The sequence below is a fragment of the Arthrobacter sp. Hiyo1 genome, assembly GCF_001263615.2.
Classification (GTDB): Bacteria; Actinomycetota; Actinomycetes; order Actinomycetales; family Micrococcaceae; genus Arthrobacter.
Genome location: NZ_DF952468.1, coordinates 616,172 through 622,319 on the forward strand (window position 1 = coordinate 616,172; position 6,148 = coordinate 622,319).

5 protein-coding genes and 1 pseudogene are annotated in these 6,148 nt (G+C 64.9%); all 6 read right to left on the reverse strand.

What is annotated here, in order from left to right; translation table 11 throughout:
• Positions 1-36: 36 nt before the first annotated feature.
• Complete coding sequence (locus AHiyo1_RS02755) at positions 37-771, reverse strand: DUF4166 domain-containing protein (RefSeq protein WP_059387537.1); 735 nt, start codon at positions 769-771, stop codon at positions 37-39.
• Positions 772-824: 53 nt separating this feature from the next.
• Positions 825-2,116: pseudogene (locus AHiyo1_RS02760) on the reverse strand (DUF58 domain-containing protein).
• Between the two features lie 40 nt (positions 2,117-2,156).
• Complete coding sequence (locus AHiyo1_RS02765) at positions 2,157-3,200, reverse strand: AAA family ATPase (RefSeq protein ID WP_059387538.1); 1,044 nt, start codon at positions 3,198-3,200, stop codon at positions 2,157-2,159.
• An 11-nt stretch (positions 3,201-3,211) separates the two neighbouring features.
• Entirely contained in the window at positions 3,212-4,318 is a 1,107-nt protein-coding gene (locus AHiyo1_RS02770) for a DUF4350 domain-containing protein (RefSeq protein WP_084784321.1), read from the reverse strand.
• A complete protein-coding gene (locus AHiyo1_RS02775; RefSeq protein ID WP_253257127.1) occupies positions 4,206-4,913 on the reverse strand; it encodes a DUF4129 domain-containing protein in 708 nt (235 codons plus the stop codon). Before AHiyo1_RS02775 ends, AHiyo1_RS02770 begins: the two co-directional genes overlap by 113 nt.
• A gap of 145 nt (positions 4,914-5,058) precedes the next feature.
• The coding region (locus tag AHiyo1_RS02780) for a hypothetical protein (protein ID WP_216363121.1) at positions 5,059-6,148 on the reverse strand (1,090 nt) is incomplete at its 5' end.

Consider the following 6,148-nt stretch of genomic DNA (forward strand, 5'->3'; position numbering starts at 1 on the left):
CAGATCGCGCTCGGTTAGCCTGCCGTCCGGGCCCTTCTAGACGCGCCGTTCCCAACGGTCCGGCTCGGCGTAACGGGGGAGCCCGACGGCGGCAGTGGCGGAACGCTTGGCAACTGCACCATCGTTCGCGGGCAGCGAGGGCGCCAAACGGTAGTCGAAGGAGCCGGCATAGACCAGCACCAGTCCGACCTGCGGCTGCAGCACCTTCACCTGGATTTGATGCTTTCCTTCTGCCGCATCCCACCACTGCTCTGCGTAGGCTTTTGCGTCGAGGGAAGCCGGCAAGCTGAGCCTCAGCGGACCCAGGAACAGGCGTGATGCACCCGAGACACCGCGAAGACGCCCTTCCGCGGTGACATCCAGGTCCAACGCCGTGGCCAGCCTGCGGTATCGGCCCAAATAGTCGACCAAGCGGGTGCCACCGTCGTGGGCGGCCTCCGCGACAGTGGTGTCATGGAACAAGCGGGTGTGCCCGGGAAAGAATATTTCACGCCGGGCCGTGAGGCTGGACCGTCCGAAGGGATCAAGGTGCGCATGATTTTCGATGCGGAACGGGATGCGCTCGCCGTACTCGGGGAAGAAGGCCTCTTCGCCGGCAACCGTGGCAAGGAGTGGGCGGAGCCACTTCTGCCTGCAACCGACCACGTCGAACACGCCCTCGCCGATTCCGTAAGATCCGGAGCCCGGGGCCAGGGAGAAATAGTCCTGGAGTTCGGGCTGCAATTGCCGGAACTTAGCGCCCAGCGCCAACTCGTAGATGGGTGTGCTCATGTGCTTTCCTCGGATTCCGGGTTGTTGATATCTGGACTGGGCGCCTGGCAAGGCTATAAGCGTCCCGCGGCCTTCAGCCGAATGTAGGCATCCGCCAGGAGCGGCGGCAGTTCCAACGGCTCGGCGTCGACTACCTCCGCCCCAAGCTGGCGCAATTGGGCGCTGACGGCCTCACGGTCCAGCAGGGCACGTTCGGCGGCGGAGGCTCGGAAGACCTGGCTCGCCGTCGTGCGTTCTTCCTTCATTCGGCCCAGCAAGGGTCCCGCACCGATCCAAGCAGCACGACGTGCTGCCGTACGAGTTGCGCCACCAAAGGAATGAGTCCTTCTTCGGGTGCGCCGCTGTCGAGCGAGGTCAACAGGACCACAAGGGAACGGTGCGCCGAAATGGCCCGTACTTGCGCCGGGATCTGGGCCCAGTCCATCTCGATCAGTTCCGCCTCCAGCGGAGCCATGGCCTGGACCAAGGAGCCGAGCAGATTGCCTTTGGCCGCTGAATCGACGCGCCCGCGGACGCGCCTGTCGAAAGCGAAGAAGTCCACGCGGTCTCCGCCCCGCTCTGCCAGCACCGCAAGCAGGAGAGCCGCTTCCATCCCGGTGTCCAGGCGGGGCTCGTCGTCGATTCGGGCTGCTGCCGTGCGCGAGGTATCGAGCATGATGACGACGCGGCGGTCCCGTTCGGGTCGCCAGGTCCGGACGACGACGGCGGTGCGCCGGGCGGTTGCCCGCCAGTCGATGGAGCGCACGTCGTCGCCCCGGACGTAATCGCGGAGGGAATCGAATTCCGTGCCGGCCCCGCGGATCTGCACGGCCGCTTTGCCGTCGAGCTCCCGGAGTTTTCGCAGCTTGGACGGCAAATGCCGCTTGGAATGGAACGGCGGCAGAACGCGAAGACGGCCGGGAAGGGTCACGGTGCGTTGCCTGGCAGCCAGGCCGAGCGGGCCGAAGGAACGGAGCGTTACGTGCGGTGCCGACAGGTCCCCGCGCCGTGTTGGCTTCAGAGCCACCGACATCCGACGCCGCTCACCAGCAGGGATTTCAACACGCTGGACCGGGGCGACCGTCCCCGCGGAGGGTTGCCACGCGTCACGCACCACTCCGCGGAATCTACGCCGATTGCCGTTTTCCAGCGTCAGAACGGACTCCGTGTCCGCGTGCAGGGTGACATTCCCGGGATCCTTGCGTTGAAGGGCGATTTTGGCCGGGGACGCGGCCAGCAGGAGGTCGGACAACACCAACGCCAGCAGCAAGGCGGTGGCGAGAAGGACCGTACTCCACGCGGGAAACAGCAGCAAGGGGGCCAACGCGGCGAAAACGAGCAGCACAAAGCGGCCTGTGATCGCCATTCAGTACTGCCCGAAGTAGAGAGTCATGAGGCGAGGCCAATCAGCGCGGCACGGGGACGGACGCCAGGATGCTGCCAAGGACATCATCTACATGCACACCGTCCATTTGGGCTTCGGGTCGCAGTCCGACACGGTGCCTCAAACACGGCAACGAGAGCGCTTTGACGTCGTCGGGGGTGACGAAGTTGCGCCCGGACAACCATGCCCAGGCACGCGAGGTGTTCAGAAGCGCCGTCGCGCCGCGCGGGGAGACTCCCAGCTGGAACGACGGCGCTGCCCGCGTCGCCCGCACGACGTCCACGATGTAGCCGAGGATCTCGGGGGCCACGGTCACTTCGGCCACCGCGTCGCGGGCATTCTGGAGTTCGGCGACGCCCGCTACTGGCCTGACTCCCGCAGCCAGCAAATTGCGCGGATCAAATCCTTCCGAGTGCCTGCGGACCACTTCGATCTCTTCGGCACGTCCGGGCAGCGGCATGGAGAGCTTGAGCAGGAAGCGGTCCAGTTGCGCCTCGGGCAGGGGATAGGTGCCCTCGTACTCGACAGGGTTTTGGGTGGCGGCAACAATGAACGGCGACGGCAAAGGCCGGGAGAGTCCGTCCACGGATACCTGGCGCTCCTCCATGGCTTCCAGCAGCGACGCCTGGGTCTTGGGCGGCGTTCGGTTGATTTCGTCGGCCAGCATGATGTTGGTGAACACTGGTCCTTCGCGGAAGGTGAATTCCGAGGTGTGCGAGTCGTAGACGAGTGAGCCGGTGACGTCGCCCGGCATGAGGTCCGGAGTGAACTGGACGCGCTTCGTATCCAGGCTCAACGCGGCGGACAAGGCCCGTACCAGGAGGGTTTTGGCGACGCCCGGAACACCCTCAAGCAGTACGTGGCCACCGCACAGCAGCGCGATGAGCATGCCCGACACCGTTGCATCCTGTCCGACCACGGCCTTGCCTACTTCGTGACGGACGTCCAGCAGGGCTTTGCGGGCAGGGTCGGACCGGGTAGCCGCCTGCGTTGGCTGCCCCTGCGACGCCGGGCCGCCCGGGTAGCCATAGCTGCCGTCGGTGTAGCTGTTTGCTTGATTGCTCATTGCGTGATTACTCATGGGGCTGTTGCCTCCTGCTCGAGTGTTTCGATGCTTTGTGCCCAGTGGACGAGTTCTGATTCGGTGCGTGGCCGGTGGTCCAGCAGGAGCATGCGCAACTCCTGTGCAGGCTGGTTGACCTTTCGGGACACGGCATCGAGGACGGCCTCCGCGCGGGCTTCGGGGCCGAGCCGGAAGTGCTTGGCAAGCCTGGTCAAAGTGCCGGCCCGGAGATTGTCGGCGGCCTGGCCGACAGCGCGGGAATCCTGATAGAGACGGGCACGGCCTTCGGCGGTCTCTACAGCCTTGACCACCACCGGCAGCGGCTCAAACACGAGCGGACCAAGCCGCCTGCCCCGCCACAGCACAGCGAGCAACGCGACCACCGCCAGCCACAATCCCAGGAAGCCAACCCACGGCGGCGCCAATTCCTCCAGCGTGGGCGGTGTGCCATTATTCGGTACGTCTCCAAGGCCTGGCAGATACCAGACGAGATCCGGCGTTGGCCCGAGGGTCCGAAGAGTCAGTGCGGCATTGCCCTCTACCTGCAGGAGATCGTTGCTGAGAACGGCCGTGCTGCCGAGAACCACCAGCCGACCGTCCGCACTGGCCGCGTACATGCCTCCGTCGTTGCTGCCAGGCCGGTAGCACGTCACATCGGCTCCCGTGTAAAGGAACGCGCCCTTGCCGGAGACACGCCCCGCAACAAGTGGATCTTTTTGCCCGCACCCTGCTTCCAACGTTGACGTCCCGTTGGGAACCACTCCGGCATGACGGATCTCGCGGCTCAGCCCCGTCAGGGTTCGGAAGCCGGGAGCGATGACCACCACGCGGTCGGCCGATTGCAGCAGGCTGTGCAACTGGGCGGAATCGAGATAGCCGTTGCGGTCATACAACAAGACGGTGGCGCGTGGTTTCCCGGCCAGCAGCGAGGTTGTCGTCGCGAATGAATCGGATTCCGTGACCGTGACTCCGTGCCGCCGGAGGATTTCGGCCGCAGCCATGGCGCCATCAGGAGCGGCATTGCGGGCGGAGAGGGGTGCCGTGTCCGTGTTCGTCGGGGACTGGAACACAGTGACAGATCCGAGTACCGCCACGATGGCCCCGATGATGATCCAGGCCATATGGCGGCGCAACCAACCCCGCAGTTGCGCGGACCACCGGACTGCGTGAGTGTCCGATGTCATCGCGGCACGCCAAACCGTTGGCGGACTGCCCGGCGAAATCAGGTTTCATGGCCGATAGTCCGGTGTCCAGTGAGAGGACGGCTGCATGGTCGGAAGCGGTGGCGGTCGCCTTTCCGTATTTCACGCCATCGAAAATCCTGGCGGCTTCCTCAAGCCGCGAACTGGCATCCCCGAACGCGCGCCCCAATTGGGCAGCCGCCTCGTCCGCGGTCCGGCCAGCCTGGACGTCAATGACTGCCCGGTCCTCCGCAGAGCGAACCACGGCGCGGAACTGTTCGACGACGGCCGTTTGCCAGTCTTCACGGCTTGCCGCTGCAGATGCGCGGGCGCGGAACGTATCGGCATCAACCGTCGGCTCGCCGTCGAAAACCTTCGCCGACGCTTCTTCCGCGCGTTGAGCCTCGGCCTGACGACCATCACGGCAACCACAATGAGGACCACGGCCAGGACGCCGATCAGCGGCACGCCGATATTTGCCCCACCCATGGAATCGCCGTTCAAGGAACGGAGCCAGTCGACGAACTGATTCCATACCTCGCCGATCCAACTTGGCTTGGCCGATGCGTACTGCTGCCTGGACAGTTCTTCGGCCGCCCACCGCTGGGCCTCGCCGCGGTCCGGATCAACGGGAGGCTCGATGGCAGGGAGAAGAAGAGCAAGGGACGCGGAGACCGGGATCATCCTTGTGGAGAACCCTGGGCGGTGTTCGGCGGCCATGGATGCGCACCGACTTGACGTGCCCTGCGCCGGCCGGGAACGCCGTCGGGATCTTCCCCGGTCTCCAGAAGCCGCAGGAGTTCCACGTCCAGCCCGTCGCGTCGCATCCTCAGGTCCATGTAGATCAGGGCTGCTACGGAGGTTTGGAAAGCGAAGCCAACGGCGCTTACGAGGACCCCTACGACCAGCGAGGCCACGGCGAGGACAATCGCCGTCGTGGTCACTTGTGCGGCGCCGGCATGGGGGGCGAACACGGAGTTTATTCCACCGGAAGCCAAGCCCAAGGGAATCTGGATGACCGACCCGATGATAAATACCATGAAGGCCACCAGCAGCGTGATTCCGAAGATCCGCCACCAATTCCGGCGCGTCAGCGTCCACGAGCGCCGAAGACCGGCGAAGACGCCGAGTTCTTCTACGGTGATGGCGGCCGGGGCCACCAACAGTTTCGTATAGATCCAGAAAAATACGACGGCGGCGCCGAATACCAACGGGAAAAGCAAGAGCACCCCGGCCGGACCCAATCCGGCCAGGACGAGGACGGCCAGCAAGAACAGGACCAGGAAGAACAACAATGATCCAGCAAGGAGGAGGGCGGCAAGTCCTACCAAGGGCCAGATACGCGAGCGGGCCAAGGACCACATTTGCTTGAACCCCGTGGGCCGGTTCAACGCGGATCTGGCGACGGGAATGGCCATAACCCCTTGAAGGACGGCTGTGAGCACCATAGTGAGCAAGGAAATTCCCATGATCCCTGCAGTGGCGCCAACGGCCGGGCCAAGATACCGCATCGCCTCGTCCTGGCTCGTGAATCCTCCTACGGGAGGTTCGACCATCCCGAGCATGCCCAGCGCGGCCACCTCGTTCAATGCGCCGGCAACGGCCTGGACAATGAGGGCGGAGCCGAACATGGTTTTGGCGTTCCGGCGGACGGTCTGGAATGCACCGTCCATGATTTCACCGAAGAAGAGCGGCCGGAGGGGCACGATTCCGGGTTTCGGGGGAGCCACATAGCGGGGCTGGCCGTACGGCGGCGGACCGCCCGTAATA